Annotated in this window: 22 protein-coding genes and 2 tRNA genes; 19 read left to right on the top strand and 5 right to left on the bottom strand. The window is 69.5% G+C overall.

Translation table 11 applies throughout. The annotated features are described in order from the left end of the window. Positions 1 to 102: 102 nt before the first annotated feature. A complete protein-coding gene (locus AB0D94_RS04360; protein WP_031145493.1) occupies positions 103 to 297 on the top strand; it encodes a hypothetical protein in 195 nt (64 codons plus the stop codon). 61 nt (positions 298 to 358) lie between these two features. Then, the gene (locus tag AB0D94_RS04355; RefSeq protein ID WP_362045237.1) at positions 359 to 967 is read left to right on the top strand and encodes a hypothetical protein; all 609 of its coding nucleotides are present in this window, start codon (positions 359 to 361) and stop codon (positions 965 to 967) included. Between the two features lie 58 nt (positions 968 to 1,025). Here AB0D94_RS04355 and AB0D94_RS04350 read toward each other — a convergent pair whose 3' ends face one another. Then, entirely contained in the window at positions 1,026 to 1,217 is a 192-nt protein-coding gene (locus tag AB0D94_RS04350; RefSeq protein WP_362045234.1) for a DUF1059 domain-containing protein, read from the bottom strand. A 168-nt stretch (positions 1,218 to 1,385) separates the two neighbouring features. Continuing rightward, positions 1,386 to 1,456, bottom strand: a tRNA-Gly gene (locus AB0D94_RS04345). A 190-nt stretch (positions 1,457 to 1,646) separates the two neighbouring features. Between AB0D94_RS04345 and AB0D94_RS04340 the strand changes: the two genes are divergently transcribed. The 5 genes from AB0D94_RS04340 to clpX all read left to right on the top strand — a co-directional run bounded on the left by AB0D94_RS04340 (position 1,647) and on the right by clpX (position 6,369). Further along, positions 1,647 to 1,723, top strand: a tRNA-Pro gene (locus AB0D94_RS04340). 188 nt (positions 1,724 to 1,911) lie between these two features. Continuing rightward, positions 1,912 to 3,309, top strand: coding sequence for a trigger factor (tig, locus tag AB0D94_RS04335; RefSeq protein ID WP_362045230.1), 1,398 nt, complete (start codon positions 1,912 to 1,914; stop codon positions 3,307 to 3,309). A 276-nt stretch (positions 3,310 to 3,585) separates the two neighbouring features. Further along, positions 3,586 to 4,203: an ATP-dependent Clp protease proteolytic subunit gene (locus AB0D94_RS04330; RefSeq protein ID WP_030026957.1), complete on the top strand. Its 618-nt coding sequence runs from the start codon at positions 3,586 to 3,588 to the stop codon at positions 4,201 to 4,203. Positions 4,204 to 4,257: 54 nt separating this feature from the next. After that, the gene (locus tag AB0D94_RS04325) at positions 4,258 to 4,929 is read left to right on the top strand and encodes an ATP-dependent Clp protease proteolytic subunit (RefSeq protein WP_362045227.1); all 672 of its coding nucleotides are present in this window, start codon (positions 4,258 to 4,260) and stop codon (positions 4,927 to 4,929) included. 153 nt (positions 4,930 to 5,082) lie between these two features. Then, entirely contained in the window at positions 5,083 to 6,369 is a 1,287-nt protein-coding gene (gene clpX / locus AB0D94_RS04320; RefSeq protein WP_031145485.1) for an ATP-dependent Clp protease ATP-binding subunit ClpX, read from the top strand. 85 nt (positions 6,370 to 6,454) lie between these two features. Here the strand turns inward: clpX and AB0D94_RS04315 are convergent, their stop codons facing one another. Continuing rightward, positions 6,455 to 7,387, bottom strand: a complete 933-nt coding sequence (locus AB0D94_RS04315) for a hypothetical protein (protein ID WP_362045223.1) — start codon at positions 7,385 to 7,387, stop codon at positions 6,455 to 6,457. 128 nt (positions 7,388 to 7,515) lie between these two features. On the opposite strand from AB0D94_RS04315, the gene AB0D94_RS04310 reads away from it, so the two are divergent. Continuing rightward, a complete protein-coding gene (locus AB0D94_RS04310; RefSeq protein ID WP_362045220.1) occupies positions 7,516 to 10,164 on the top strand; it encodes a valine--tRNA ligase in 2,649 nt (882 codons plus the stop codon). Here the strand turns inward: AB0D94_RS04310 and AB0D94_RS04305 are convergent. Next, on the bottom strand, positions 10,161 to 10,682 hold the full coding sequence (locus tag AB0D94_RS04305) for a vitamin K epoxide reductase family protein (protein WP_362045217.1): 522 nt from the start codon (positions 10,680 to 10,682) through the stop codon (positions 10,161 to 10,163). The two genes, AB0D94_RS04310 and AB0D94_RS04305, sit on opposite strands and share 4 nt — an antisense overlap. A 174-nt stretch (positions 10,683 to 10,856) precedes the next feature. Here AB0D94_RS04305 and AB0D94_RS04300 point away from each other — a divergent pair, with 174 nt between their 5' ends. Next, a complete protein-coding gene (locus tag AB0D94_RS04300; protein ID WP_362045214.1) occupies positions 10,857 to 12,005 on the top strand; it encodes an ATP-binding protein in 1,149 nt (382 codons plus the stop codon). A gap of 31 nt (positions 12,006 to 12,036) precedes the next feature. On the opposite strand, the gene AB0D94_RS04295 is transcribed toward AB0D94_RS04300, so the two are convergent. Next, positions 12,037 to 13,086 (bottom strand): rod shape-determining protein, encoded by a 1,050-nt coding sequence (locus AB0D94_RS04295; protein WP_362045211.1) that lies wholly within the window; start codon positions 13,084 to 13,086, stop codon positions 12,037 to 12,039. A gap of 117 nt (positions 13,087 to 13,203) precedes the next feature. On the opposite strand from AB0D94_RS04295, the gene AB0D94_RS04290 reads away from it, so the two are divergent. From AB0D94_RS04290 to AB0D94_RS04245, 10 genes are all read left to right on the top strand, one after another. Continuing rightward, positions 13,204 to 14,727 (top strand): folylpolyglutamate synthase/dihydrofolate synthase family protein, encoded by a 1,524-nt coding sequence (locus tag AB0D94_RS04290; RefSeq protein WP_362045208.1) that lies wholly within the window; start codon positions 13,204 to 13,206, stop codon positions 14,725 to 14,727. A 2-nt stretch (positions 14,728 to 14,729) separates the two neighbouring features. After that, positions 14,730 to 15,086 carry a DUF4233 domain-containing protein gene (locus tag AB0D94_RS04285; RefSeq protein WP_362045205.1) on the top strand — a complete coding sequence of 119 codons (357 nt, stop codon included), beginning with the start codon at positions 14,730 to 14,732 and terminating at the stop codon, positions 15,084 to 15,086. Between the two features lie 105 nt (positions 15,087 to 15,191). After that, positions 15,192 to 15,602 carry a nucleoside-diphosphate kinase gene (gene ndk, locus AB0D94_RS04280; RefSeq protein WP_031145468.1) on the top strand — a complete coding sequence of 137 codons (411 nt, stop codon included), beginning with the start codon at positions 15,192 to 15,194 and terminating at the stop codon, positions 15,600 to 15,602. Positions 15,603 to 15,898: 296 nt separating this feature from the next. Beyond that, positions 15,899 to 16,918 (top strand): rod shape-determining protein, encoded by a 1,020-nt coding sequence (locus AB0D94_RS04275; RefSeq protein WP_008738981.1) that lies wholly within the window; start codon positions 15,899 to 15,901, stop codon positions 16,916 to 16,918. A 177-nt stretch (positions 16,919 to 17,095) separates the two neighbouring features. Then, positions 17,096 to 18,043 (top strand): rod shape-determining protein MreC, encoded by a 948-nt coding sequence (gene mreC / locus AB0D94_RS04270; RefSeq protein ID WP_362045202.1) that lies wholly within the window; start codon positions 17,096 to 17,098, stop codon positions 18,041 to 18,043. A gap of 12 nt (positions 18,044 to 18,055) precedes the next feature. Further along, the gene (mreD, locus tag AB0D94_RS04265) at positions 18,056 to 18,772 is read left to right on the top strand and encodes a rod shape-determining protein MreD (RefSeq protein WP_362045199.1); all 717 of its coding nucleotides are present in this window, start codon (positions 18,056 to 18,058) and stop codon (positions 18,770 to 18,772) included. A 13-nt stretch (positions 18,773 to 18,785) separates the two neighbouring features. Continuing rightward, positions 18,786 to 20,957 (top strand): penicillin-binding protein 2, encoded by a 2,172-nt coding sequence (gene mrdA, locus AB0D94_RS04260; protein ID WP_362045196.1) that lies wholly within the window; start codon positions 18,786 to 18,788, stop codon positions 20,955 to 20,957. A 15-nt stretch (positions 20,958 to 20,972) separates the two neighbouring features. Then, entirely contained in the window at positions 20,973 to 22,172 is a 1,200-nt protein-coding gene (gene rodA / locus AB0D94_RS04255) for a rod shape-determining protein RodA (protein ID WP_362045193.1), read from the top strand. Positions 22,173 to 22,220: 48 nt separating this feature from the next. Beyond that, the gene (locus AB0D94_RS04250) at positions 22,221 to 23,777 is read left to right on the top strand and encodes a CYTH and CHAD domain-containing protein (protein ID WP_362045190.1); all 1,557 of its coding nucleotides are present in this window, start codon (positions 22,221 to 22,223) and stop codon (positions 23,775 to 23,777) included. A gap of 73 nt (positions 23,778 to 23,850) precedes the next feature. Continuing rightward, the gene (locus AB0D94_RS04245) at positions 23,851 to 25,776 is read left to right on the top strand and encodes a TIGR03960 family B12-binding radical SAM protein (protein WP_362045187.1); all 1,926 of its coding nucleotides are present in this window, start codon (positions 23,851 to 23,853) and stop codon (positions 25,774 to 25,776) included. Positions 25,777 to 25,781 lie beyond the last annotated feature (5 nt).

Here is a 25,781-nt window from a genome sequence, read left to right as displayed (position 1 = left end):
AGCGGATAGCCGAGGCCCGTTGGTGGGAGGATGCTCCATGTGGGGGTGCGCCTGGCCGCACGCCCCGGGCCGACCAGGGGACGACCGAAGGTGTGATCAGTAGTGGCCATTTCGCTGTCAGTGGTGGTTCTGTTGGGGGTCATCCTGGTGGTGCTGATCCGTGGCAACCACATCAAGGCCGGCCCCGCCATCGTCGCCGCCCTCTTCGGGTTCTTCCTGGCGTCCAGCTCCATCGCGGACGACGTGAACCGCTTCCTGAACTCCCTCGCGACGATGATCGCGAACATCAAACTCTAGGCCGCGCACGGCCGGACGACCCGGGCCGGACGATGTCAGTGGCCGGGGTTAGGTTCAGGGCATGAGTTCTTCCTTGAGCGTGTTCCTGATCGACCCGAAGGCTGCGCAGGCACTGGTCGGTTCCGGTGACGACCAGCTCCTCCAGGTCATCCGAGACAGCTTCGGCGACGACCTGAAGCACGACGACGACTGGTTCAGCTCCGAGATCGACGACGGCGCGCCCACCGCGTACGAGGCGCTGCGCACCGTTGTCCACGGCGGCCCCTTCAGCGAGAAGGACGAGCACGCCTTCCAGTACGCCTACGCCTACAAGCGGCTCGTCTCGCTGACCGGCTCCTTCCTCGACAACTCCTCCTTCTCCCCCTACCGGGGCGACTGGCTGTCCATGGTCGACGACGGTCTGCGGGCACTGAACATCACCGCCGTGTCGGTGGAGGAGTTCAGCTACTCCGGCCTGCCCGCCCCGCTGCCGTACGCGTACACGCCGGGCTGCGGTACCTGGACCCCCGAGCAGTGCGCGCAGGCGCTGGAACAGTTCGAGGAGACCAAGCGCCAGGGCCACGCCCCGCCGCTGGACCCCGAGGTGGTCGACGCCGTCATGGACATCGTCGCCTGGCTCCGCCACACCGAGTCCCGCCCCGGCTTCGGCATCATCGGCTTCCGCTCCTAGAACCCACCGCCCCGGGCCCTGCGCGATCGGCGGGACAGACACCCCCAGGCCTTGGACATCAGGCGTGCTGCGGCACCTCGTCCTTCAGCATGGTCCGCAGCATGGCGCGGAACTCCGGGGTGTCGACCTCGCCGTGCACGGACACGGAGTGCTCGGTGGCCGCCCGGACGACTTCCTCTTCCTCGCCCGTGATGGTCAGGGTGCACTTGGCCTCGCTGGGGTAGTCCCGGCAGTCAATGACCTTGCGCATGGTGTGCCTCCCGGATCGGTGGTGCGGCTGCCGGCGTCGCCGCCCGAGCGGTGCCCGGGCGGGAGGGCGGAGGCAGGTGCGTTCAGGGGTCTCCTTCCACGATCCTCCCTGAAACGCATCAGGGCCAGGCGGAGGAAACATCCTCTGACCTGGCCCTGAGCCATCAAGAGCGGGCGACGGGAATCGAACCCGCGTAGCTAGTTTGGAAGACTAGGGCTCTACCATTGAGCTACGCCCGCAACGCGCGCGCCGCAGGTCCGGGGACCGTGGCACGGACAGCATCCTAGCGGGTCGCACCGGGGGATCGCACACCCCTTTTGCGGCCGTGGCGCCGACCTTCCGGGAGCGCCCCGCCGGGAACGGCCGGAGAACTCGTGAAACCCCGCGCATCAGAGGGTCTCCGGGCATGTACCCTACGTGTCGCACCGACGGGGTGTGGCGCAGCTTGGTAGCGCGTCCGCTTTGGGAGCGGAAGGTCGTCGGTTCGAATCCGGCCACCCCGACCACCAGCAGTGTCCCCATTCATGATCTGTCGGGGGTTTCCACAAGATCGCGTTGTGGGCTGATTGCCGCTTGCGGTTACTATGCAAGCTGCGTGCCCGTGTGTCTGATGTACCGGGCCGAAGTCCGCTGAACCGCTGAATCGCAGCGTGACGGCAGAATCCCCAGCAGTCAGCCACAAGGAGACCGAACCGTGAAGAGCGCCGTGGAGACCCTGAACCCGACTCGGGTTCGGCTCACTGTTGAGGTGCCCTTCGAGGAGCTCAAGGACAGCCTCGACGCGGCGTACAAGAAGATCAACCAGCAGGTCACGGTGAAGGGCTTCCGCAAGGGCAAGATCCCGGCCCGCGTCATCGACCAGCGCTTCGGCCGCGGTGCGGTGCTGGAGGAGGCCGTCAACGACGCCCTCCCGAAGTTCTACACCGAGGCCGTCAACGAGGCGGACCTGAACCCGCTGGGCCAGCCCGAGGTCGACATCACGGAGCTGAAGGACGGCGAGCTGCTGGCCTTCACCGCCGAGGTCGACGTCCGCCCCGAGATCGAGATCCCGGACTACTCCGGCATCGAGGTCGAGGTCGACGCGGTCGAGGTCTCCGACGAGGACGTCGAGAAGTCCGTCGAGCAGCTGCGCGGCCGCTTCGCGTCCACCAAGGACGTCGAGCGCGCTGCCGCCGACGGTGACGTCGTCACCCTCGACCTGGAGGCCAAGGTCGACGGCGAGGTGCTGCCCGACGGCGTCGCCTCCGACGTCTCCTACACCATCGGCTCGGGCGAGCTCCTCGACGGCATCGACGAGGCCGTCAAGGGCCTGGAGGCCGGTGGCGAGGCCACCTTCACCTCCCAGCTGAAGGGCGGCTCCGCCGAGGGCAAGGACGCCGAGGTCACCGTCAAGGTCACCAAGGTCTCCGCCAAGGAGCTCCCGGAGCTGGACGACGAGTTCGCGCAGATGGCGAGCGAGTTCGACACCCTCGAGGACCTCAAGGCCGACAGCCGCAAGCGCCTCGAGAACATGAAGCAGTACGACCAGGCCACGCAGGCCCAGGAGCGCGTCCTGGAGAAGCTGCTGGAGCTCGTCGAGGTCCCGATCCCCGAGAAGCTCCTCGCGGACGAGGTCCAGACCCGCAAGCACAACCTGGAGCACCACCAGCTCGGCCAGATGGGTCTGACCATCGAGAAGTACCTGGAGTTCCAGGGCAAGACGGTCGAGGAGTTCGACGCCGAGACCTCCGAGCAGGCGATCAAGGGCATCAAGACCCAGTTCGTCCTCGACGCGCTGGTCAACAAGGAGAAGCTGGGCGTCAACCAGGAGGAGCTCACCGAGCACCTCATGCGCCGCGCCGCTTCCTCCAACATGTCCCCCGACCAGTTCGCCCAGGCGGTCGTCGAGGGTGGCCAGGTCCCGATGCTGGTCGGCGAGGTCGCCCGCGGCAAGGCCCTCGCGGTCGTCGTCGAGGCCGCCAAGGTCACCGACACCAACGGTGACGTCGTCGACCTCTCCGACGAGGACGAGGAGCAGGCCGTCGAGACGGTCGAGGCCGCCGTCGAGGGTGACGCCGACGCCGCCGAGGACAAGGCCGAAGAGGCCAAGTAACACCCCGGGCGCAGCCCACTGAGCAGTGCCCCGAAGGGCCCGGACGCAGCCGCGTCCGGGCCCTTCGGCATGGCCCGCGGCGGGCCCCCGGACCTTGCGCTCCGAGCGAACAGTTCGGGAAGCGGGATGGCGTTGTCCTACCTGCGCGTTAGGGTCCATGAATACGAGGGCACGGGAGTACCCGGACGCCGGCGGACTTGTCCGTACCGGCCGGGCCGCGCCCCAGAACGAGACGCTGAGACGGCACATGGCCGTCGGAGACGAGCAGGTGGATACGTGACGAATCTGAAGCCTTACGCCGCGGGTGAGCCGTCCATCGGTGGCGGCCTCGGCGACCATGTCTACAACCGGCTGCTCGGCGAGCGCATCATCTTCCTCGGCCAGCAGGTAGACGACGACATCGCGAACAAGATCACGGCGCAGCTCCTCCTCCTGGCCGCCGAGCCGGAGAAGGACATCTACCTGTACATCAACAGCCCCGGTGGCTCGGTGACGGCCGGCATGGCCGTCTACGACACCATGCAGTACATCCCCAACGACGTCGTCACGATCGGCATGGGCATGGCGGCCTCCATGGGCCAGTTCCTGCTCACCGGTGGCGCCAAGGGCAAGCGCTTCGCCCTGCCGAACACCGACATCCTGATGCACCAGGGCTCCGCCGGTATCGGCGGCACCGCGTCGGACATCAAGATCCAGGCCCAGTACCTGCTGCGCACCAAGCAGCGGATGGCCGAGATCACCGCGTTCCACTCGGGCCAGACCGTCGAGGCGATCATCCGCGACGGTGACCGCGACCGCTGGTTCACCTCCGAGGAGGCCAAGGACTACGGCCTGATCGACGAGATCATCTCGGCCGCGTCCAACGTTCCGGGCGGCGGCGGCACCGGGGCCTGATCCCGGTACCACCGTCAGTACCCAGCAGCCGACAGCCCGCAGAACGCCACCAGGATGGTGAACACCCAGATGCACATGAACAACCTCTCTCCCGCGAGCGGCCTCTACACCGGCGCTCAGGTGGACAACCGCTACGTCATCCCGCGCTTCGTCGAGCGCACCTCGCAGGGCGTGCGCGAGTACGACCCGTACGCGAAGCTCTTCGAGGAGCGCGTGATCTTCCTCGGTGTGCAGATCGACGACGCCTCCGCCAACGACGTCATGGCGCAGCTGCTGTGCCTGGAGTCGATGGACCCGGACCGCGACATCTCGATCTACATCAACAGCCCCGGCGGCTCCTTCACCGCGCTGACGGCGATCTACGACACGATGCAGTTCGTGAAGCCGGACATCCAGACGGTCTGCATGGGCCAGGCGGCCTCCGCCGCCGCGGTCCTGCTCGCCGCCGGCACCCCCGGCAAGCGCATGGCCCTGCCGAACGCCCGCGTGCTGATCCACCAGCCCTCCGGCGGCACCGGCCGTGAGCAGCTCTCCGACCTGGAGATCGCGGCCAACGAGATCCTGCGCATGCGCGACCAGCTGGAGTCCATGCTGGCCAAGCACTCGACCACCCCGCTGGAGAAGATCCGCGAGGACATCGAGCGCGACAAGATCCTCACTGCCGAGGACGCGCTCGCGTACGGCCTGATCGACCAGATCATCTCCACCCGCAAGAGCTCGGCCTGATCCTTGCCGCCAATTGGCGTGGACACGCCGCCGCATTCGGCGATGTGAACCACGTCAAGGGGGCCCCGCACGGGGCCCCCGGCAAGGTACCGTCGGATATGAGGCACCAGGAGCGCTGAACCAGGCGTCTCCCAGGCGAAGGGGAAGCACCTCGTGGCACGCATCGGTGACGGCGGCGATCTGCTCAAGTGCTCGTTCTGCGGAAAGAGCCAGAAGCAGGTGAAGAAGCTCATCGCAGGACCCGGTGTGTACATCTGCGACGAGTGCATCGACCTCTGCAACGAGATCATCGAAGAGGAGCTCGCGGAGACCTCCGAGGTCCGGTGGGAGGAACTCCCCAAGCCCCGCGAGATCTACGAGTTCCTGGAGAGCTACGTCGTCGGCCAGGAGCCGGCGAAGAAGGCGCTCTCCGTCGCGGTGTACAACCACTACAAGCGGGTCCAGGCCGGCGAGAACGGCGGCGCGCAGGGCCGTGACGACGCGATCGAACTCGCGAAGTCCAACATCCTGCTGCTGGGCCCGACGGGTTCGGGCAAGACCCTCCTCGCGCAGACGCTCGCTCGGATGCTGAACGTCCCGTTCGCCATCGCCGACGCGACGGCGCTGACGGAGGCCGGGTACGTCGGCGAGGACGTCGAGAACATCCTGCTGAAGCTGATCCAGGCCGCCGACTACGACGTCAAGAAGGCCGAGACCGGGATCATCTACATCGACGAGATCGACAAGGTGGCCCGCAAGAGCGAGAACCCGTCGATCACGCGCGACGTATCGGGCGAGGGCGTGCAGCAGGCCCTGCTGAAGATCCTGGAAGGCACGACGGCCTCGGTCCCGCCGCAGGGCGGCCGCAAGCACCCGCACCAGGAGTTCATCCAGATCGACACGACGAACGTGCTCTTCATCGTGGGCGGCGCATTCGCCGGCCTGGAGAAGATCATCGAGTCGCGTGCGGGTGCCAAGGGCATCGGCTTCGGTGCGACGATCCGCTCCAAGCGGGAGATCGAGGCCAGCGACCAGTTCCAGGAGGTCATGCCGGAGGACCTGGTGAAGTTCGGGATGATCCCCGAGTTCATCGGCCGCCTCCCCGTCCTGACCTCCGTGCACAACCTGGACCGCGAGGCCCTGCTCCAGATCCTCGTCGAGCCGCGTAACGCGCTGGTGAAGCAGTACCAGCGGCTGTTCGAACTCGACGGTGTCGAGCTGGACTTCGAGCGGGAAGCGCTCGAAGCGATCGCCGACCAGGCGATCCTCCGCCAGACCGGCGCGCGAGGCCTGCGCGCCATCATGGAGGAGGTCCTGATGTCGGTGATGTACGAGGTCCCGTCCCGCAAGGACGTGGCCCGCGTGGTCATCACCTCGGACGTCGTCCGCTCCAACGTGAACCCGACCCTGGTCCCCCGCATCGTCCCGAAGGACCAGGGCCCGCACGAGAAGTCGGCGTAGCCGGCACGGCAAGCCGCAGCCGTACAGCACGCGAAAGGGGCGCCCCGACCGGGGCGCCCCTTTCGCGTGTGGCCGCAGTGCGCTGTTACTTCTTCACGCGGGCGGTCTTGTAGAGCTTCGCCGCGTAGTCGGAGTTCTGCTCCAGGGTGTAGCCCGTCTTTCCGGCGAGCAGGGAGGCGATGTCCGAGGCGGTGACCACGCCCACGGTGCTGTAGTCGCCCCAGATGCAGATCGGGAGCGTCGCCTCCTTGGGGCCCTTGGTGCTCTGGTCCTTCGAGGTGAACTTGACTTCCTGGCACTTCATGACGGCGCCCTCGAACCCGGCAGGGGTCATCTCCTTGGGGCTGCCGATGAGTTCGGCCTCCGACTTGCCTTCCTTGCTCATGTTCAGTTTCGCCATGGCGAAGTACCCGTCGACCGTCTTCTCGGGGTCCGCGATCTCGCCGTAGAGACCGGAGAAGTTGATGGCCTTGGCCGACATGGGGTTCGTCGGGTCACCCGACTGGTAGTTCATGCCCACCGAGGTGGGGTTCTTGATGCCGGCGGCTTCGGCCTCCGTGCGGTCCTTGTCGGTGATCTCCTTCTGCTGGTACTTCGGGTCCTTCTTGAAGTCGTCGACCGCCTCGGGGGCGACCAGCTTGTAGCCCTTGGTGTCGGCGGACACCGCGCCGCCACTGCCGCCGCCCAGGAAGTACCAGCCGCCGCCTGCGATCAGGGCGACCGCGACCACCGAGGACAGCACGATCAGCCCGGTCTTCGACTTCTTCGGGGGCTGCTGCGGGGGCATGCCGCCGTACGGGGGCTGCTGCTGGTAGCCGTACTGCGGCTGCTGCTGGGGGTAGCCCTGCGGCGGGACACCCGGCTGCTGGGGGTAGCCGTAGCCCGGCTGCTGCGGGGCGGGCTGGCCGTACGGGCCCGGCTGGCCGTACGGGCCGGGCTGCTGCTGCGGCGGCTGCTGGCCGTACGGTCCCGGCTGCTGCGGCTGCTGGCCGTACGGCCCTGGCTGGTTGTAGCTCATCCCGCGTCCCCCAATTGAGGTTGCTTATACGTTCCACACATCCTGACGGAAGCCGACGGCGGGCAGCGCGCCGGGCCCCGGGATTGCCGGTTTCATGACTGGACTGTTACCGCTCTAAACTGTGCCCCGTGACCGAGAACACGCAGACACCCAGTGCCCCCAACTCCGAACTGCCGACCCAGTACGCGCCGGCCGAGGTAGAGGGGAAGCTCTACGAGCGCTGGGTAGAGCGTGGGTACTTCACGGCCGACCCCGCGAGCGAGAAGCCCGCGTACACCATCGTCATTCCGCCGCCGAACGTCACCGGCTCCCTGCACCTGGGGCACGCCTTCCAGCACACGCTCATGGACGCGCTGACCCGCCGCAAGCGGATGCAGGGCTTCGAGTCGCTGTGGCTGCCCGGCATGGACCACGCCGGCATCGCCACCCAGAACAAGGTCGAGCAGCAGCTCGCCGAGGAGGGCAAGTCCCGCCACGACCTGGGCCGCGAGGAGTTCGTCGAGCGCGTCTGGCAGTGGAAGGAAGAGTACGGCGGCAAGATCCTCGGCCAGATGCGCCGCCTCGGAGACGGCGTCGACTGGTCTCGCGAGCGCTTCACCATGGACGAGGGGCTGTCCAAGGCCGTCCAGACGATCTTCAAGAAGCTCTTCGACGACGGGCTCATCTACCGCGCCGAGCGCATCATCAACTGGTGCCCCCGCTGCCTGACGGCCATCTCCGACATCGAGGTGGAGTACCAGGAGGACGCGGGCGAGCTCGTCTCCATCAAGTACGGGGAGGGCGAGGACATCCTCGTCGTCGCCACCACCCGCGCCGAGACGATGCTCGGTGACACGGCCATCGCCGTCCACCCGGACGACGAGCGCTACAAGCACCTGGTCGGCAAGCTCATCAAGCTGCCGCTCACCGACCGGTCCATCCCGGTCGTCGCGGACGCGCACGTCGACCCCGAGTTCGGCACCGGCTGCGTCAAGGTGACCCCGGCGCACGACCCGAACGACTTCGCCATCGGGCAGCGCCACGGCCTGCCCAACATGACGATCATGGACGAGCGCGGTGTGATCACCGTCCACGGGCCGTTCGAGGGCCTCGACCGCTACGAGGCGCGCGACGCGGTCGTCGGCGCCCTGCGCTCGCAGGGCCGCATCGTCGCCGAGAAGCGCCCGTACCTGCACTCCGTCGGGCACTGCTCGCGCTGCCGCACCACCGTCGAGCCGCGCCTGTCCCTCCAGTGGTGGGTCAAGGTCGAGACGCTGGCCAAGGACGCCGGTGACGCGGTCCGCGACGGCCGGGTCGCGATCCACCCCGAGGAGATGTCGAGGCGCTACTTCGACTGGGTCGACAACCTCAACGACTGGTGCATCTCGCGCCAGCTGTGGTGGGGCCACCGCATCCCGGTCTGGTACGGCCCGGACGGCGAGGTCGTCTGCGTCGGACCGGACGACGAGGCGCCGACGGGGGAGGGCTGGGTCCAGGACACCGACGTCCTCGACACCTGGTTCTCGTCCGGCCTGTGGCCGTTCTCCACGCTCGGCTGGCCGGAGAAGACCCCGGACCTGGCGAAGTTCTACTCCACCGACGTCCTGGTCACCGGCCACGACATCATCTTCTTCTGGGTCGCCCGGATGATGATGTTCGGCCTGTACGCCATGGACGGAGAGCCGCCCTTCAAGACGATCGCGCTGACCGGCCTGGTCCGCGACGAGCGCGGCAAGAAGATGTCGAAGTCCTTCGGCAACGTCGTCGACCCGCTGGACTGGATGGACAAGTACGGCTCCGACGCCGTCCGCTTCACCCTGGCCAAGGGCGCCAACCCCGGCACCGACGTCCCGATCGGCGAGGACTGGGTCCAGGCCTCCAGCAAGTTCGCCAACAAGATCTGGAACGCCACGCGCTTCGCGCTGATGAACGGCGCCACGATCGAGGGCGACCTGCCGCCGGTCGAGCAGATGTCGGCGACCGACCGCTGGATCCTGTCCCGCCTGAACAAGACGGTCGCGCAGGTCGACGCGTACTACGAGGACTTCCAGTTCGCCAAGCTCAGCGAGGCGCTCTACCACTTCGCGTGGGACGAGGTCTTCGACTGGTACGTCGAGCTCTCGAAGACGACCTTCTTCGCGGGCGGCGAGCAGGCCAAGGTCTCCGGCCGGGTGCTGGGCGAGGTCATCGACGTCATGCTGCGGCTGCTGCACCCGGTGGTCCCCTTCGTCACCGAGACCCTGTGGACCACCCTCACCGGCCGCGAGTCCCTCGTGATCGCCGAGTGGCCCAAGGCTGTGTTCGTTCCTGGGGCTGACGCCCCGGGCGGGTTCCGCGACGAGGCCGCCGAGGCCGAGGTCGGCAGCGTCCAGGCGGTCGTCACCGAGGTCCGCCGGTTCCGCAAGGAGCAGGGTCTCCAGGACGGCCAGAAGGTCCCGGCCCGCCTGGACCTGGCCGGTACGCCGCTGGCCGCGCACGAGGCCGCCATCCGGCAGCTGCTGCGCCTCCAGCCGGAGGGCGAGGGCTTCAGCGCCACCGCCACCCTGCCGGTGGCCGGCGCCACGGTCGCGCTCGACCTGTCGGGCACCATCGACGTGGCCGCCGAGCGCAAGCGACTCTCCAAGGACCTCGTGGCCGCGGAGAAGGAGAAGCAGCAGGCCGAGGCGAAGCTCGGGAACGAGGCGTTCATCGCCAAGGCCCCCGACAACGTCGTGGACAAGATCAAGGGCCGCCTCGCCAAGGCCGAGGCGGACATCGCCCGGATCCAGGCCCAGCTGGACGGGCTGCCGGCCGCCTAGCGAGCACGTGGCGAACGCAAGGTGAAGGCCCCCGCACCGTCGGTCGATGCGGGGGCCTTCGCCGTATGCCTTCCCCGCGCGGGGGCCGGCATCATCACCGCCCAGACGACCGCGCACCACGGGCACAGCGCGCCGATCACGTACAGGCACTGGCCGATCAGCCACACCGTGAAGGCGAAGCCCGCGGCCGTCGCGGCCCACAGGCCCTGCCACAGCCGGCGCGGGAACACCGCCCCGGCCACCAGGGCCGCGCCCAGTGCCGCGAGCGCGGCGAACCCGGCGATGCCGAGCAGCATGTTGGGGAAGCCCAGCAGGTTGCCCTGCCAGGTGGTCATCACGTCCCCGCAGCTGAGGACCGCGTTCACATTGCAGCCCGGGGTGAACAAGGGGTCCTCCAGGGTGCGGACGCGGTCGTACGTGAGGACGCCGGAGGCCAGCGTGCCGATCAGGCCGCCGATCAGCAGGAGCAGGGCGGTGCCCCGGGTGTGGCGGACGACGCGGGAGTCGTCGGTGCTCATCCTCGCGACGCTACGGATGCCCGCCCGGCCGCGGCAGAGCGGAAGGTCACGGATGCGCAGGGTCGTCCGGCCCCCGGGCGGGGCCCCGTCCGACCTGTCCGGAGTGCCTCATATCACTCTTTATCCGGTGTTGGCGGATCCGATCGCGGGCACCGAGCACGGATGATGGGGAGCATGCACGTCAAGCCCTTCGCCTCGGCGCTCCACTGGGCCGCGGCCACCGGCCGCCGGCTCACCGAGAGCTGGGCCGGCTCACCAAGGGCGCTCGACGTGCTCACCGCCCTCGGCTGCCTCGCGCTGATGGCCCTCGACCTGCCCGGGCTGGCCGCTGCGGACAACTCGCTCAACGGCCCCGCCGCCGCCGTCGTGCTCGCCCTCGGATGCAGCACCCTCCTGGTGCGGCGCCGGATGCCGTGGATCTCGTACCTCGCCGCGCTGCTCTTCATCGGCTGGCTGCACGAGCTCACGCTGGTCCAGTTCGCCCTGTACTCCGTCGGCCGCTACCGCGGGCGCCGGGCCGGGATCCTGGCCACCGTGGGCTACGTGGCCTTCGCGCTGGTCCTGTTCTGCGTACCGGGCTGGCCCGAGTCCCGCGCCGAGACGCTCAGCGGATTCCTCAGCCTCGTCGTGCCCATCGGGGTGCTCGCCGCGGCCGTCGGCATCGCCGCGTACCGGCACGACCTGGTGGGCGAGCTCAACGCCCGGCGGGCCGAGTCCGACGTGCTGCAAGCCGTCCAGCAGGAACGCACCTCGGTCGCCCGTGACGTCCACGACTTCGTCGGGCGGGAGCTGACCCTGCTGACGGTGCGCTCCGAGGTGCTGTCGATGCGGGCGCGCGAGACGGCGTACGCGAAGGACTTCGAGGAGCTGGCCGACACCGCGCGGCGGGCGCACCTGGTGCTCAACGAGATCATCGTGCAGCGCGGGGAGCGGGACTCCACCCCCGGGGTGGACGGGCTGCCGGCGCTCGCGGAGGAGAGCGGCCGGGCCGGTTCGCCCGTACGGCTCGCCCTGGACGCGGACGCGCACGGGCTGTCGCCGCTGCGGCAGGCGGCCGTCTACCGGGTGGTTCAGGAGTGTCTGACCAACGCGGCCAAGCACGCGTCCGGGGAGACCGTCGAGGTGTCGATCGCGGCGGACGGGCCGCAGCTGCGGATCAGCGTCAGCAACGCCCTGCCCGCCCGGACCCCGCACCGCGCCCCCGTCTCGTCGGGCAGCGGCACGGCCAGCATGTCCGAGCGCGTCCGCAGCCTGGGCGGAACCCTGACGGCGCGGCGCACGGAGGACGCGTACGAGGTCGTCGCCACTCTGCCGCTCGGCTGAGGGCTCCTGCGCCCGCCCCGCAGGGCGTGGCTCAGGCCTTCGCGGGGGTCAGGAGGCTGTTCAGGCTGTCGAGGTCCTCCACGCATCTGCCGGAGCCCAGGGCCACGCAGTCCAGCGGGTTGTCCGCCACGAACACCGGGATGCCGGTCGACGAGGCCATCCGCAGGTCCAGGCCGGGGAGCAGCGCACCGCCGCCGGTCAGCACGATGCCGTGCTCCATCACGTCGCCTGACAGCTCCGGCGGGCACTCCTCCAGGGTGGCGCGGACCGCGGCGATGATCGCCTCGATCGGCTCGTCCAGCGCCGCGCGGACGTCCCGGGCGCTCAGGGCCAGCGTCTTCGGCATGCCGCCGACCTTCTCGCGGCCGCGCACGGTGTGCGTACGGGTCTCCAGCTCCGGCCGGTCCGGTACCGGCCAGGCGGAGCCGATGCCGACCTTGACGTCCTCCGCGGTGCGCTCTCCGATCAGCAGCGCGTGCTCCTTGCGCACGTAGTCGATGATCGCCGCGTCCAGCCGGTCCCCGGCGACCCGCAGCGAGCGGGAGGTGACGATGCCGCCCAGCGAGATGACGGCGACCTCGGAGGTGCCGCCGCCGATGTCCACCACCATCGAGCCGCGCGGTTCGGCGACCGGCAGCCCGGCGCCGATCGCGGCCGCCATCGGCTCCTCGATCAGGTGCACGGCCCTGGCGCCGGCCCGGGTGGAGGCGTGGACGATGGCCCGCCGCTCCACGGGGGTGACGCCCGACGGTACGCAGATCACCATCCGGGTGCGGGGGCGGCGGCCGGGGACCGCCTTGCGCACGAAGTGCCGGATCATCTCCTCGGCGGCCTCGTAGTCGCAGATCACGCCGTCCTTCAGGGGGCGGATGGCCGTGATGGAGCCGGGGGTGCGGCCGATGGTCTCCTTCGCCTCCGCGCCGACGGCCAGCGCGGTGGTCGTGCCCGCCTTGACGGCGACCACGGACGGCTCATTGAGGACGATTCCGTGCCCCCGTGCGTAGACGAGGGTGTTGGCGGTCCCCAGGTCTATCCCTATGTCGCGGCTGGAAGCTGTCTTGTTGGTGCTGGCCTGCGGCATTTGGTCCCCTATCTCCTGTCCGCAAGGCTTGCATAACGATCCGGTCGCTCCGGCCGTCTAAGGTCCCGAAACGGCCGGGCCGAAAGTCCTGCGGGTCCCCGTCCGTAGACTGGTCCCGTGAGTGAGCAGCAGCCCGAGAGCCACGATGGCGACTTCGCCGCATCCGACGAGTTCGACCAGATCGTGGCGGAAGAGTCCGACCGCGACCCCGACCTGGCGGTGATCGAGGCCGGCAGCCGCACCCTGCGCGCCCAGGCCGGACCGCCCGAGGGTGACCCGGTACCCGCCCGGCCCGTCGATCCGGAGGTGGCGAAGGCGCTGCTGGAGGTGGAGCAGGAGCTCGCCACCCGCTGGGGCGAGACCAAGCTGGAGCCCTCGGTGACGCGCATCGCGGCGCTGATGGACGTGCTGGGCGACCCGCAGCGCGCGTACCCCTCCGTCCACGTCACGGGCACCAACGGCAAGACCAGTACGGCCCGCATGATCGAGGCCCTGCTGAACGCCTTCGAACTGCGCACCGGCCGCTACACCAGCCCGCACGTGCAGTCGGTGACCGAGCGCATCAGCCTGGACGGGGCGCCGATCAGCGCCGAGCGGTTCGTGGAGACGTACCACGACGTCAAGCCGTACGTGGAGATGGTCGACGCCGCCGAGGAGTACCGGCTGTCGTTCTTCGAGGTCCTCACCGGGATGGCGTACGCGGCCTTCGCGGACGCCCCGGTCGACGCGGCCGTGGTCGAGGTCGGCATGGGCGGCACCTGGGACGCGACCAACGTCATCGACGGCGCGGTCGCGGTGGTCACCCCGATCAGCCTGGACCACACCGACCGGCTCGGCACCACGCCGGGCGAGATCGCCCAGGAGAAGGGCGGCATCATCAAGCAGGGCGCCACCGTGATCCTGGCGCAGCAGCCGGTGGACGCGGCGCAGGTCCTGCTGAAGAAGGCCGTCGAGGTCGATGCGACGGTGGCCCGCGAGGGCATGGAGTTCGGCGTCGTCGCCCGCGAGGTCGCGGTCGGCGGGCAGCAGCTGACGCTGCGCGGCCTGGGCGGGGAGTACGACGGCATCTTCCTTCCGCTGTACGGCGCGCACATGGCGAACAACGCGGCGGTGGCGCTGGCCGCCGTGGAGGCCTTCTTCGGCATCGGCCAGGAAGGCGCGCGGGTCCTGGACGCGGACACCGTACGGAAGGCCTTCGCCTCGGTGACCTCGCCGGGCCGCATGGAGGTCGTGCGGCGCAGTCCGACGGTGGTCCTGGACGCGGCGCACAACCCGGCGGGCGCGGCGGCCGCCGCGGCGGCGGTCACCGAGTCCTTCGGTTTCAGCCGGCTGATCGGTGTCGTGGCCGCGAGCGACGGCAAGGACGTCCGCGGCGTGCTGGAGGCGTTCGAGCCGATCTTCGCCGAGGTCGTGGTGACGGAGAACTCCAGCCACCGGGCGATGACCGCGGACGAGCTGGCGGCCGTCGCGGTCGAGGTCTTCGGGCCGGACCGGGTGCAGGTGGAGCCGCGGCTGGACGACGCCCTGGAGGCGGCGATCACGCTGGCGGAGGAAGAGGCCGAATACGGAGGGGCCGGGGTCCTGGTGACCGGTTCCGTGATCACGGTGGGCGAGGCCCGCCTGCTGCTGAAGAGGGGCTGAGGATGCGCACGCTGTGTGCGAGCACGCTGATCGGTGAGTTCTTCGTGATCGGCTTCGCGGGCCTGGTGGCCATGAAGGACCCGGACCTGTCCCAGGCGCAGGTCTGGGGGGTCTGCGGAGCCGCGATGGTCCTGTCGGTGCTGCTGTGCGGGATGCTGAAGCGGCGCGGGGCGGTCGAGCTGGGCTGGGCGCTGCAGATCGGGCTGGTCCTGAGCGGTTTCGTCCTCCCGACGATGTTCTTCCTCGGTGCGGTCTTCGCGGGCCTGTGGTGGTGCGCGGTGCACTTCGGCCGCAAGACGGACAAGATCCGGGCCGACTGGGAGGCGGCGCAGGAGGAGGCGGCGGCGCCGGCCGCGTAGCGCCCCCGCAGCCGTCCCGCCGCCGCGGGGGAGGCCCGGCGCGGCGGTGTCGTCGCGTCGCGTAGATTCGTCCTACCGCACCCGTATGCCGCAAGGAGCCGCAACATGACCCAGCGCACGCTCGTCCTGCTCAAGCCCGACGCCGTCCGTCGCGGCCTGATCGGCGAGATCATCGGCCGTATCGAGCGGAAGGCCGGCTGGACCGTTCCCGCGCTGGAGCTGCGCACGCTGGACCAGGAGACCCTGGAGGCGCACTACGGCGAGCACAAGGGCAAGCCCTTCTACGAGCCGCTCATGGGCTTCATGTCCAGCGGTCCCGTGGTGGCCCTGGTCGTCGAAGGGGAACGCGTGATCGAGGGCGTCCGCCAGCTGGCCGGACCCACTGACCCGATCGCCGCGGCGCCCGGCTCCATCCGGGGTGACTTCGGCACCATCACCCGGGAGAACCTGATCCACGCCTCGGATTCCGAGGAGTCCGCCGAGCGTGAGCTGAAGCTGTTCTTCCCCGCTCTCTGAACACTCCTCACTGAGGAGACATCAGCCGAATAGCGCTCATGACCTGGGGCGACCGAAGTAATTTCGGTCGCCCTTCGGTATTACCGGGCACGACCGGGAACGCATGTGCAGGACACGACGTCACCACTATGGGGGCGGGTATCCATTCCGGCGGGATCGCCGGAGTCCCGTCGCGCGGTGTTCGTACTCCCGGCACTACGATGGGGCCTCCACCCACACACCCACCTCGCCGACCTGACAGCAGCCGCTATCAACTGGAAGGCCAGACGCTCCTCATGGGGAACAAGGGGAACAACATGTCGTTCATCGGCCGTGACATGGCGATCGACCTCGGGACCGCCAACACGCTGGTGTACGTGAGGGGCCGGGGGATCGTCCTGAACGAGCCGTCCGTGGTCGCCATCAACACGAACACCGGTGGCATCCTGGCGGTCGGCTCCGAGGCGAAGAAGATGATCGGGCGCACGCCCGGCAACATCGTCGCCGTACGGCCCCTCAAGGACGGCGTCATCGCCGACTTCGAGATCACCGAGCGTATGCTCCGGTACTTCATCCTCAAGATCCACAAGCGCCGTTACCTGGCCCGTCCGCGCGTGGTGGTCTGCGTTCCCTCCGGCATCACGGGAGTCGAGCGCCGCGCCGTCATCGAGGCGTCCACGCAGGCCGGCGCCCGCCAGGTGCACATCATCGAGGAGCCCATGGCCGCCGCCATCGGCTCCGGCCTGCCCGTCCACGAGGCCACCGGCAACATGGTCGTGGACATCGGCGGCGGCACCACTGAGGTCGCCGTCATCTCCCTCGGCGGAATCGTCACGGCGCAGTCCATCCGGGTGGCCGGCGACGAGCTCGACAACGCGATCATCCAGCACATCAAGAAGGAGTACTCGCTCCTCCTCGGCGAGCGCACCGCCGAGCAGATCAAGATCACCATCGGGTCGGCGTACGACCTCGACAAGGACGAGCACACCGAGATCCGCGGCCGCGACCTCGTCTCGGGCCTGCCCAAGACGGTCGTCATCTCGGCCGCCGAGGTGCGCAAGGCCATCGAAGAGCCCGTCAACGCCATCGTCGACGCGGTCAAGACCACCCTCGACAAGTGCCCGCCGGAGCTGTCCGGCGACATCATGGACCGCGGCATCGTCCTGACCGGCGGCGGCGCCCTGCTGCGCGGCCTCGACGAGCGGCTGCGCCGGGAGACCGGCATGCCGATCCACATCGCCGAGGACCCGCTCGACTCCGTCGCGCTGGGCTCCGGCAAGTGCGTCGAGGAGTTCGAGGCACTCCAGCAGGTCCTGGACGCGCAGCCCCGTCGCTGACAGACCCCCTCCTGCCGGAGGGCCATGCGGAACACAAGGATCCGCCGTACGGGTGCTACCGGGCCCGTGCGGCGGATCGTTGATATACAGGCAACAGGCCGGTGGGACCACAGCTTCACGTTCCACGGGAGCGGCTCCGCCGCACGAGTCACTACGAGGAAGGCACGGCCGCCGCACGTGAGGGACACACGAGAAAGCCGGCTGCTCCTGGTGCTTCTGATCGCCATCGCGTTCGCATTGATCACGGTGGACATCAGGGCGGGCGAGGAGTCGCCGGTCGACGGTGCCCGGCAGGCCGCCGCAGCGGTCTTCGGCCCCGTCGAGAAGGGCGTGTCGACCGCGGTCGACCCCGTCGCCAACGCCATAGGGGCGGTACGGGACTCCGGTGAGCGCCACAACCGGATCGCCACGCTGGAGCGGGAGAACGCGGCCCTGAAGGCCAAGCTGGGCAGCGAGCACCAGACCCGCAGCCGGATCCACGAGCTCGACGAGATGCTCAAGCGGGCCGGCGCCGGCCAGTACGGCATCAAGGGCGCCGAGGTCATCGCGATAGGAGCGGCCCAGGGCTTCTCCTGGACCGTCACCATCGACGCCGGCAGCAAGGACGGCATCGAGCGCGACATGACCGTCCTCAACGGGGACGGACTCGTCGGACGGGTCAGCACCGTCGGCCCCGACACGGCCACCGTCGTCCTCGCCAACGACCCCGACTTCACCGTCGGCACCCGCCTGGAGAAGACCGGCGAACTCGGCTTCGCCACCGGACAGGGCGACCGCGCGCTGTCCGTGCAGATGCTCAACGGCAAGGCCAAGGTCAGCCCCGGGGACCGGCTCGTCACCTTCGGATCGCGCGGCAACAAGCCCTTCGTACCCGGCGTGCCGATCGGCGAGGTGGTCAAGGTCGATCCCTCGCGCGGCGACCTGACCCGCACCGTCTGGGTGCGCCCGTTCGTCGGATTCTCGCGCCTGGACATCGTCGGCGTCGTGGTGATGCCGCCGCGCGAGGACCCGCGCGACGCCGTCCTGCCCCCCAAGCCCGAGGCCCCCAAGCCCACCCCGACGGTCACCGTCACGGTCACCCCGTCCGGGTCCGCCAGCGTGCCCGGCAAGCCGGCCGACGAGTAGGAGCAGACGCCCATGCGCTTCAACCGGATCCTGCTCTCGGCCACGCTCGTCGTGGTCGCCCTCGTCGTCCAGGTCACCATCCTGGGACGGCTCCAACTGCCCGGCGCCGTGCCCGACCTGGTGCTGCTCACCGTCGTCGCCCTCGCACTCGTGTACGGGCACGTCAGCGGCGCCCTCATCGGCTTCTCCGCCGGACTCCTCACCGACCTGGCCCCGCCCGCGGACCACGCCGCCGGGCGGTACGCGCTGGTTCTCTGCCTCATCGGGTACCTCGTCGGCCTGGTCCGCCCCGACAGCGGAAGGTTCCGCTCCGCCTGGGGCCCGATGCTGACCGTCGTCGGCGCCGCGATCGCCTCCACCCTGCTGTACGCGGGCGTGGGCGCCCTCGTCGGGGACACCGCCGCCCGCCACGTCGGCCTGACCGGGCTGCTGTTCACCGCCACCCTCTACGACCTGCTCCTGGCCCCCTTCACCGTGCCGTTCATCATGGCGCTGGCCCGGCGCGCCGAGAACGACCCGATGGCCGTCGAGGCCGGCGGCGGCCCCACCAACAAGGCCGCCGACGTCTCCTCCGGCTGGCTGGCCGGCGGCACGGGCCTGCGCATCGGCAGCCAGCGCGGCGGCCTGCGCCTGAAGACCGCGCGCGGCCGCGCCAACCGGGCCGTCCGTATAAAGGGCGTCAAGGGTGTGAAGAGCGTCAAGAGCGTGAAGAGCGTCAAGAAACTGTGACCGGGGAGCAAGGGTGACCAACATTCCGGAAACCGGCCGCACCTCCCGGGTGCAGATCCGGCTCGTCATCATCCAGGTGCTCGTCTGCTCGATGCTGCTCACCCTCGCCGGCCGCCTCTGGTACCTCCAGATCCGCGAGGGCCAGGAGTACTACGACGAGGCCAAGAGCAACCACGTCCAGCAGGTCGTCCAGCCCGCCGTCCGCGGCTCGATCCTGGACGCCCGCGGGGTCGCCCTCGCCGACAACGAGACCCGCCTCGTCGTCTCCGCCAGCCGTACCAAGCTGATGAAGATGAAGGACAGGGGCAAGGGCGTCATGACCCGCCTCGCCGCCGTCCTGGACATGAGCCCCAAGGAGGTCATGGACAAGGTCCGCCTCTGCGACTCCCAGACCCCCAAGCCCTGCTGGAACGGCTCCCCGTACCAGCCGATTCCGGTCACCCTCGAAGCCACCACCCAGCAGGCGCTGCAACTGCGCGAACGCCCCGAGGACTTCCCCGGCATCACGGCCGAGCCCACCGCCGTCCGCCGCTACCCGGCCCCCGGCGGGGCCCGCACCGCACAGGTGCTCGGCTACCTCTCCCCGGTCACCGACGAGGAGATCCAGAAGGCCAAGGACACCGACTCCCCGCACCTGCGCTCCGACCAGGTGGGCCGCTCCGGAACGGAACGCACCTACGACAAGGAGCTGCGCGGAAAGGCGGAAGTCACCTCGTACGAGGTCGACAACCTCGGCCGGGTCATGGGCCAGACCAAGTCCGACCCGGGCGTGGCCGGATCCACCCTCGTCACCAGCATCGACGCCCGGGTCCAGGCCGTCGCCGAGTACGAGCTCCAGCAGGCGATGAAGGTCGTCCGGCACGAGACCGACAACATCACCGGCCGCAAGTACGAGGCCGACTCGGGCGCCGTCGTCGTCATGGAGGCCAAGACCGGCCGCGTCGTCGCGATGGCCTCCCAGCCCGACTACGACCCCAACGCCTGGGTCGGCGGCATCTCCGCCAAGGACTACGCCAGGCTCACCAGCAAGAACTCCAACTACCCGCTGCTCAACCGGGCCATCCAGGGCCAGGCCCCCGCGGGCTCCATCTTCAAGGTGGTCTCCGCGAGCGCCGCCGTACGGGCCGGCTATGCCTTCGACAGCAAGTACAACTGCAGCAGCTCCTACAGCCTCGGCGGCCGGAGCTTCGCGAACTTCGAGTCCAAGGGGCACGGCCCCATCACCCTCGGCGACGCCCTCAAGTTCTCCTGCAACACCGTCTTCTACGCCCTCGGGCACAAGGAATGGCAGCGCGACGGCGGCCTCAAGCCCAAGAAGGACGCCCACGACTGGTTCTACCGGACCGCCCGCGAATTCGGCCTCGGCTCCGAGACCGGGATCGACCTGCCGAACGAGGTCACCGGCCGCATCCCCGACCGCGGGTGGAAGAAGAGCTTCTGGGCGGCCAACAAGGACTCCTGGTGCAAGCAGGGCAAGAAGGGCGGCACCTACGTCGAGCAGATCGCGTACGAGAGCTGCCTCGAAGGCAACCAGCTGAAGGCGTTCGACAGCATCAACTTCGCCATCGGCCAGGGCGACGTCCTCGTCACCCCCATCCAGATGGCCACCGCCTACTCGGCCATCAGCAACGGCGGCACCCTCTACAACCCCACGATCGGCAAGGCCGTCATCAGCCCCGACGGCAAGCACGTCGAGATGATCAAGCCCCAGGCCCACGGCAGGCTGCCGATCGACGCCCAGACCGTCAAGGACCTCGACCAGGGCCTGCGCTCCGTCGTCGCGCCCGGCGGCACCGCCGCCTGGCGGTTCATCGGCTGGCCGCTGGACAAGATCCCGATGCGGGCCAAGACCGGCACCGCCCAGGTCTACGGCAAGCAGACCACCTCGTGGCTGGCGACCTACACCGACGACTTCACGATCGTCATGACCATCTCCCAGGGCGGCACCGGCTCCGGGGCCTCCGGCCCCGCCGTCCGCAACATCTACAACGCCATGTACGGCCTCGACATGGAAGGCAAGCAGGACCCGAAGAAGGCCCTGCTGCTCAAGCCGGAGGCGAAACTGCCCAGGATCCACCCCGACGGCTCCATCGACTCCCCCGAGATCCGGCCGTACGTACCGCCGTCCCCGGAGGAGCTCGCGCCGCCCGCGCTCGCCGGGCCGCCCCCCGCACGGCACGACTGAGGACCGAAAACCGACATGCAGACCGCGAACAAGTTCTCCGTCTCCCGGTACGCGCCCGAGCGCGGGGCGATGGCCAAGCTCACCGCCCGCGACTCGGTGGTGCGCCGGCTCGACTGGCCGATCCTCCTCAGCGCGCTGGCGCTGTCCTTCATCGGCGCCCTGCTGGTGTGGTCGGCGACCCGCAACCGCACCCAGCTGAACCAGGGTGACCCGTACTACTTCCTCGCCCGGCACGCCCTGAACACCGGCATCGGCCTCGTGCTGATGATCGGCACCATCTGGCTCGGACACCGCACCCTGCGCGGCGCGGTCCCCTTCCTCTACGGGATCTCGCTGCTGCTCATCATCGCGGTGCTCACCCCGCTCGGCGCCACCATCAACGGCGCCCACGCGTGGATCGTGATCGGCGGCGGATTCTCCCTCCAGCCCTCCGAGTTCGTGAAGATCACGATCATCCTGGTCATGGCGATGCTGCTGGCCACCCGGGTGGACGCCGGAGACCTCACCCACCCGGACCACCGCACCGTGGTCAAGGCACTGTGCCTGGCCGCCGCCCCGATGGGCATCGTCATGCTGATGCCCGACCTCGGCTCGGTCATGGTCATGGTCGTCATCGTGCTCGGCGTGCTGCTGGGCTCGGGCGCGTCCAACCGCTGGGTGCTGGGCCTGATCGGCTCGGGCGCGGGCGGGGCCGTCCTGATATGGCAGCTCGGCGTCCTGGACGAATACCAGATCAACCGCTTCGCGGCCTTCGCCAACCCCTCCCTCGACCCGGCGGGCGTCGGCTACAACACCAACCAGGCGCGCATCGCGATCGGCTCCGGCGGACTGACCGGCTCCGGGCTCTTCAAGGGCTCCCAGACCACCGGCCAGTTCGTGCCCGAGCAGCAGACCGACTTCGTCTTCACGGTGGCGGGGGAGGAGCTCGGCTTCGTCGGCGCCGGGCTGATCCTGGTGCTGCTGGGCATCGTGCTGTGGCGGGCCTGCATGATCGCCCGCGACACCACCGAGCTGTACGGGACGATCGTGTGCGCCGGGATCATCGCCTGGTTCGCGTTCCAGTCCTTCGAGAACATCGGGATGACCCTGGGCATCATGCCGGTCGCCGGGCTCCCGCTGCCCTTCGTGTCCTACGGAGGATCCTCGATGTTCGCGGTGTGGGTGGCCATCGGACTGCTCCAGTCGATCAAGGTGCAGAAGCCGTTGTCGGCCTAATTCCCGTTCACCCTGCCGTCGTGATCCGTTCAGGACTAAGTTCGGTCTATGGCGGACACGAAACGCGAGACCGAGCGGAAATTCGAGTTCACACAGGCTGACAAGAAGCGGGCGAAGCAGACCCGCCACGAGGTGCCGGACCTGACGGGCACGGCCGCGATCGCGGCCGTCTCCGACCAGGGCACCGTCGACCTCGACGCCGTCTACTACGACACCCCCGACCTCCGGCTCGCCGCCGACGGCCTCACCCTGCGGCGCAGAACCGGAGGCAAGGACGAGGGCTGGCACCTGAAACTGCCCGTCTCCCCCGAGGTCCGGGACGAGGTCACGGCCCCCCTCGGCGACACCCTCCCGCGCGCCCTCGCCGTCCTGATCCGCTCCCGCGTCCGCGACGCCGGGCTGGAACCGCAGGTCAGGCTGGTCTCCTCGCGCCGCGTCAGCCACCTGCTCGACGCCGAGGGCGCCCTGCTCGCCGAACTCAGCATCGACGCCGTACGGGCCGAGCGCGGCGAGGCCGCCGTGTCCTGGACCGAGGTCGAAGTGGAACTCGCCGACGGAGCGCAGCCCGCACTGCTCGACGCCGTCGAGAAGACCTTCCGCAAGGCCGGGCTGCGCGTCAGCGACTCCCCCTCGAAGCTCGCCCGGGCCCTCGCCGAGACCGGAGCCACGCCCGAGGCCCGCACCCCGGGCGCCGGCGCGGCCGGGGCCGAAGCCCCCGCCGACGGCACGGCGGGCGCGTACGTCCTGTCGTACCTGCGGGAACAGCGCGACGCCCTGATCGCCCAGGACCCGGCCGTACGACGGAGCCTGCCGGACTCCGTCCACCAGATGCGGGTCGCCACCCGCCGGCTGCGCAGCGCCTTCAAGACCTACCGAAAGGTGCTCGACCGCGCGGTCACCGACCCCGTCGGCGAAGAACTGCGCTGGCTGGCCGCCGAACTCGGCGTGGACCGGGACCAGGAGGTCCTGCTGGAGCGGATCCAGACCCGGCTCGGCGAACTGCCCCGCACCCTGCTCCTCGGACCGGTCCGCGGCCGCCTGCGGGTATGGAACAACAGCCGCCGCTCCGATTCGCGGCGGCGGGCGCTGGCCGCGCTCGACAGCAAGCGCTACCTCGTCCTCCTGGACACCCTCGACGCCCTCCTGGACGCGCCGCCGCTGCTCAAGAACGCGGCCGGCCCCGCGCCGGCGGTCCTGCCCAAGGCCGTACTGCGCGACTACGAACGCCTCGCGGGCCGGGTCGAGGGCGCCCTGGCCCTGACCGCCGGCGAGGAACGGGACCTGGCCCTGCACGAGGCCCGCAAGGCCGCCAAACGCGCCCGGTACGCGGCGGAAGCGGCCACGCCCGCCCTCGGAAAACCGGCGAAACGCATGGCCAAGGCCATGAAGTCGGTCCAGACCCTGCTCGGCGACCACCAGGACAGCGTGGTGGCCCGCGAGGCCCTGCACGGCCTCGCCGTCCAGGCGGCGGGCGCCGGGGAGTCCGCCTTCACCTGGGGCGTCCTCTACGCCCGCGAGGAGGTACAGGCCGAACAGCGCGAACGGGAGCTCCCGGAAGTCTGGGCGGACGCCTCGGATCCGGCACTGCGGGCCGCCCTCGCATGATCATGCGGGTGGGGGGCGCCTGAGCCTCGCGGTACGCTTGAGAGCTGCCCCCTGCCCGCTTCACGAAAGTCGCGTGATGACCGAGTCGGTCTTCCCTCAGCTTGAGGCCCTGCTTCCGCATGTGCAGAAGCCCATCCAGTACGTCGGCGGTGAACTCAACTCCACGGTCAAGAAGTGGGACGAGTGCGACGTCCGCTGGGCGCTGATGTACCCGGACGCATACGAAGTCGGGCTGCCCAACCAGGGCGTCATGATCCTCTACGAGGTGCTCAACGAACGCGCGGGCGTCCTCGCGGAGCGCACCTACAGCGTGTGGCCCGACCTCGAAGAACTGATGCGCGAGCACAAGGTGCCCCAGTTCACCGTGGACAGCCACCGCCCCGTGTCCGCCTTCGACGTGTTCGGCCTGTCCTTCTCCACGGAGCTGGGCTACACGAACATGCTCACCGCGCTGGACCTCGCGGGCATTCCGCTGGAGGCCCGCAACCGCACCGTCGACCACCCGATCGTCCTCGCGGGCGGCCACGCGGCCTTCAACCCCGAGCCGATCGCCGAGTTCATCGACTGCGCGGTCATCGGCGACGGCGAGCAGGCCGTCCTCGACATGACCGAGATCATCCGCGCCTGGAAGGCCGAGGGCAGGCCGGGCGGGCGCGAGGAAGTCCTGCTGCGCCTGGCGAAGACCGGCGGGGTCTACGTACCGGGCTTCTACGACGTCGAGTACCTGGAGGACGGCCGCATCGGCCGTGTCGTCCCGAACCGCTCCGGCGTGCCGTGGCGCGTGTCCAAGCACACCGTCATGGACCTCGACGAGTGGCCGTACCCCAAGCAGCCCCTGGTCCCGCTCGCCGAGACCGTCCACGAGCGGATGTCCGTGGAGATCTTCCGCGGCTGCACCCGCGGCTGCCGTTTCTGCCAGGCCGGCATGATCACGCGCCCCGTGCGGGAGCGAAGCATCACCGGCATCGGCGAAATGGTGGAGAAGGGCCTCAAGGCCACGGGCTTCGAAGAGGTCGGCCTCCTCTCCCTCTCCTCGGCGGACCACACCGAGATCGCCGACATCGCCAAGGGCCTCGCGGACCGCTACTCGGACGACAAGGTGGGCCTGTCCCTGCCGTCGACCCGCGTGGACGCCTTCAACGTGGACCTGGCCAACGAGCTGACCCGCAACGGCCGCCGCTCGGGCCTGACCTTCGCCCCCGAGGGCGGCTCCGAGCGCATGCGCAAGGTCATCAACAAGATGGTCTCGGAAGAGGACCTGATCCGCACCGTCGCCACCGCCTACGGCAACGGCTGGCGCCAGGTGAAGCTGTACTTCATGTGCGGCCTGCCGACCGAGACCGACGAGGACGTCCTCCAGATCGGCGACATGGCGGTCAACGTCATCGCCAAGGGCCGCGAGGTCTCCGGGCAGAACGACATCCGCTGCACGGTGTCGATCGGCGGGTTCGTACCGAAGCCGCATACCCCCTTCCAGTGGGCGCCGCAGCTGTCGGCCGAGGAGACGGACGCGCGGCTGACCAAGCTCCGCGACAAGATCCGCGGTGACAAGAAGTACGGCCGCTCCATCGGCTTCCGCTACCACGACGGCAAGCCCGGCATCGTCGAGGGCCTGCTCTCGCGCGGCGACCGCCGCATCGGCGACGTCATCCGCGCGGTGTACGAATCCGGCGGCCGCTTCGACGGCTGGCGCGAGCACTTCTCGTACGACCGCTGGATGGAGGCCGCGGAGAAGACGCTGCCGGCCTACGGCGTGGACGTCGCCTGGTACACCACCCGCGAGCGGACCTACGAGGAGGTCCTGCCCTGGGACCACCTGGACTCCGGCCTCGACAAGGACTGGCTCTGGGAGGACTGGCAGGACGCCCTCGACGAGACCGAGGTCGAGGACTGCCGCTGGACCCCGTGCTTCGACTGCGGCGTGTGCCCGCAGCTCGACCTCGACATCCAGATCGGCCCGACGGGCAAGAAGCTCCTCCCGCTGTCGGTCGTGAAGTGACCCGC

It is taken from the genome of Streptomyces sp. NPDC048255 (assembly GCF_040652415.1).
In the GTDB taxonomy this organism is placed as follows: Bacteria; Actinomycetota; Actinomycetes; order Streptomycetales; family Streptomycetaceae; genus Streptomyces.
The sequence above is the reverse complement of the archived record's forward strand: the minus strand, read 5'-3'. Positions and strand labels throughout refer to the sequence as shown.

Coding starts and splice junctions, on each gene's coding strand:
- AB0D94_RS04285 (WP_362045205.1), top strand. CDS start 14,730: ATGCGCACGCTGTGTGCGAGCACGCTGATCGGTGAGTTCTTCGTGATC.
- ndk (WP_031145468.1), top strand. CDS start 15,192: ATGACCCAGCGCACGCTCGTCCTGCTCAAGCCCGACGCCGTCCGTCGC.
- AB0D94_RS04305 (WP_362045217.1), bottom strand. CDS start 10,682: ATGAGCACCGACGACTCCCGCGTCGTCCGCCACACCCGGGGCACCGCC.
- AB0D94_RS04350 (WP_362045234.1), bottom strand. CDS start 1,217: ATGCGCAAGGTCATTGACTGCCGGGACTACCCCAGCGAGGCCAAGTGC.
- mreD (WP_362045199.1), top strand. CDS start 18,056: ATGCGCTTCAACCGGATCCTGCTCTCGGCCACGCTCGTCGTGGTCGCC.
- AB0D94_RS04300 (WP_362045214.1), top strand. CDS start 10,857: ATGCACGTCAAGCCCTTCGCCTCGGCGCTCCACTGGGCCGCGGCCACC.
- AB0D94_RS04325 (WP_362045227.1), top strand. CDS start 4,258: ATGGTGAACACCCAGATGCACATGAACAACCTCTCTCCCGCGAGCGGC.
- AB0D94_RS04355 (WP_362045237.1), top strand. CDS start 359: ATGAGTTCTTCCTTGAGCGTGTTCCTGATCGACCCGAAGGCTGCGCAG.
- AB0D94_RS04275 (WP_008738981.1), top strand. CDS start 15,899: ATGTCGTTCATCGGCCGTGACATGGCGATCGACCTCGGGACCGCCAAC.
- AB0D94_RS04315 (WP_362045223.1), bottom strand. CDS start 7,387: ATGAGCTACAACCAGCCAGGGCCGTACGGCCAGCAGCCGCAGCAGCCG.
- AB0D94_RS04250 (WP_362045190.1), top strand. CDS start 22,221: ATGGCGGACACGAAACGCGAGACCGAGCGGAAATTCGAGTTCACACAG.
- rodA (WP_362045193.1), top strand. CDS start 20,973: ATGCAGACCGCGAACAAGTTCTCCGTCTCCCGGTACGCGCCCGAGCGC.
- AB0D94_RS04295 (WP_362045211.1), bottom strand. CDS start 13,086: ATGCCGCAGGCCAGCACCAACAAGACAGCTTCCAGCCGCGACATAGGG.